General features: G+C 39.7%; 2 protein-coding genes. Both read right to left on the bottom strand.

Going from position 1 to position 3,051, the window contains the following annotated elements; genetic code table 11:
• A partial coding sequence (locus tag AAE02nite_RS20965) for a hypothetical protein (protein WP_218033536.1) occupies window positions 1–1,470 on the bottom strand: 1,470 nt, incomplete at its 3' end.
• An 891-nt stretch (window positions 1,471–2,361) separates the two neighbouring features.
• Window positions 2,362–2,877 carry a T9SS type A sorting domain-containing protein gene (locus AAE02nite_RS20960; RefSeq protein ID WP_146902675.1) on the bottom strand — a complete coding sequence of 172 codons (516 nt, stop codon included), beginning with the start codon at window positions 2,875–2,877 and terminating at the stop codon, window positions 2,362–2,364.
• Between the last annotated feature and the right edge of the window lie 174 nt (window positions 2,878–3,051).

Below are 3,051 nucleotides of genomic sequence, written 5' to 3'. Positions count from 1 at the left end.
AGCTACTACTTGTGCGGTTGTAGTTTGACAAGCCGTTAATGGTTCACCTGCTTCTACCGTTGCCGCTGGGCTGATATTAATTATTCTGGTATCTGTTACGGCAGGGCAAGGACCAGTAGGGTCAGGACTGGCTAACTGCAAAGTAATGGTTCCAGTGTAATTAGCGGCTACGGTTAAGCTACCAGCAGCTAAGGTTGTATTTGTTAAAGTATTAGCTCCAGCCGGGTTAGAAGAAACTATAGTCCAGGTACCGGTGGTAGCACCACCCGTTACACTAGCGCCGGTTAATGCTATCACCTGGGTGCTTGTTGATTGGCAGCGGCTATCCGGTCCGCCGGCTTCCACTACTACCGCCGGGAATAAAGTAACATCAACCCGATCCGTGAAAGTGGGGCAATTGAACCCAGCCCTGGTGGCCACTATTCTATAACCTGTACCCGGAGCAACGTTAGTCCATACCAATTGTTCGCCGGTTCCAGATTTAGGGTCCTGAACAGCCTGGTCAGTGGAATTGAGCAACTGGTAACTAACGCCAGGCTGTGAATCAGCTAAAGTAATAGAACCTGTTGTAGCAGTGGTACTGCAGAAAGAACTACCAGTAATGGCATATTTAATGGGTGTTACATCAAAGCCACCGGCAGCAAAATCCTGTAACGAAGCCGAGGTAGATTGGGAATTTCTGGTTTCGAGTAAAAAGCTGGAAAAGCATGGCGTGCTCTGTTGACCGTATAACGTACATAAGTTAACGGAACCTTCAAAAAAAGATCCGGTAGGGTAAATACCGGCTGGACCAACTTTGGCTGCATAAGACCAGGTATCACCTTCATAGGTAACATTAGGTACGGGATAACTGGTGGTATTTACTGCCCCACTACTGGTAGCTGTGGTTAAAAGATTCAGAGGACCATCGGAACCTCCCGCACCAACCCACTCATAAACCCTTACAGTTGGTGTTCCACCTCCATTAGTGAAGTTTGATAGAATTAATAAATCGCCAACTTGGTGCTGACCGGAAAAAGTACTGTTGGTAGTTCCGGAACCGGTTGGCGAAACCTGGCCTTTAAAAAACCAAAAGCCAATTTGGGCATCGCCGTTGATAGCAGTTCTATCGCCAAAAAAGTACAGGTTGCAACCAATTAATGCCGCACCGGCATTTGATATATCACCTTTATCATTTGTTTGGCCGTTAACCCAACTCCATTCAGAAATTAAATCCGGGTCCTGAGAGCCACCGGTAAACTGGTCGTCGTTGGTGTTGTTGGCATCGCGCACCAACGTTTTAACCACAACTGAATTATTAGTATAAATGCCGGCCCAATCGGAAGGATTTCCATCAACAGTAATTTGAGCAGATGCATTGGACGATAGAAATAAAATAGCTGCCAGCACCATGACGTACCGCCATAGAACCTGTAGCTGATTCGGCAAGACACTCCCGGCCCCGCTCGTACAATTGTAAATATTGTTCATGATTTCGTTTGTGTTAAAAGATTTTTATTAATGTTATCTACCTAATATGCTATAAAGTAAATGTTACCATTTCCACTTATTAGGATCGTATCGCGGCTTAGAACTGCACAGCAAATGCTTCATAAAAGGTTTTTTAATAGTGAAGAATTTTGTTGGTTAACCTGGTAAGTGTAGAAACTCCTTTAATCTAAAGCAGCCTTGGGATATGCCTAAAGAAGGCTATTAATTACATTCGTTTATATAAGAATGTAATTGTTAAGCATTTTTTCTTTTACATAACTGTAGTGGACGCATTAATTAAAAGGCCACGTTGGTGCAGAAATAAATACTTTAAAATAATTTAGTTGGTAGGTTGGGAATTTAGGTCAGCAGCGAACTTAATCTTATAAGTATTTAATTTTAAATAGCTTACTCACTACATCATTCAAAATAATAGGCCATAAAGGCATCTATCCTATCGCGTATTAAGGATATTCTAAAAAACGGTTATTCTTAAAGATAGGGTATTCAATTACAATACGCAAGAAAATTTTACTTAATTTTGTAAATTAAGTTACAAATAATAAAGAAAAAATTAAATTTATTTAACACAAAACAAAATCATTTGGATAATAAATTTAACTTTTTGACTATATAATTGAAAATATTAACAATATAAAGGCGCTTCTTCTTCTAATTCTTTTTTAAATAATAGATTCCTTAAAAAATTTACACTCTTGTAATTTACAGTTTACAAATTTTAGATTAGTTTTATTTTTGGGTATTACTTTTAAGGTATTTAAATAAATTTTAATGGGTTAGAGAAGGAAATCTGATTTTTTGAATAAATAGAAAATGGTAGCTGGAAACAAATATGTTTCCAGCTACCATTAAATTTAATTCTGCCTTAACTTATCGGGCCTTCAGTATTTTAACTGTACTTACTCCAGATTTACTTACTTTCCGTACTAAGTATATGCTTTCAGCCATACCTCTGCCATTAACCTTCACTTGGGTTATTTCCCCCGGTTTGGCTTTACCAGATTTAAGCTGTTTAATTAAGTTACCACTCAGGTCATAAAGGTTAATCACGTAGTCCTCTTCTTTTACTGATTTAAATTCAAGCGTGGTTTCGCTGGTAAAAGGAATAGGGTAAGCTGTCATCTCCGTTTTATTTACCGCTTCACTGCTTTCAGGTGCTTTGGCCGATGGAACTGCTCTGATTGAACTGGTGGTTGTTGTAGGGCAAGCAAATGGTGCAGAAGGACAGCCAGAACTATTAATTACTTTAACCTGAAAACCAGAACCCGCTGGAATGTTGGAAAAGGTAATTTTATTAGCACTCACATCGGCAGCAGTAGCTAGATAAGGATTTTGAGCAGTTGTTGCCGGACTAATACCCGCAATAGAAGCGCCATTCTTATCCAATACAATATATTTACCGCCAACTAATATTGGGCTATTGACGCTACCAACTTCAATACTAAATGTATTTTGGTCACAAGCAGGTGGGTTATATTTAACAGATGGCTGTTGCGCAAATGGATTAATGGTGACGGTTACGGGTTTAATGTCGGTACAAGCCGGGGTGCTGCTGGTGGT

Source organism: Adhaeribacter aerolatus, from assembly GCF_007991635.1.
Taxonomy (GTDB): domain Bacteria; phylum Bacteroidota; class Bacteroidia; order Cytophagales; family Hymenobacteraceae; genus Adhaeribacter; species Adhaeribacter aerolatus.
This window is presented reverse-complemented; position numbering and strand designations above follow the sequence as displayed.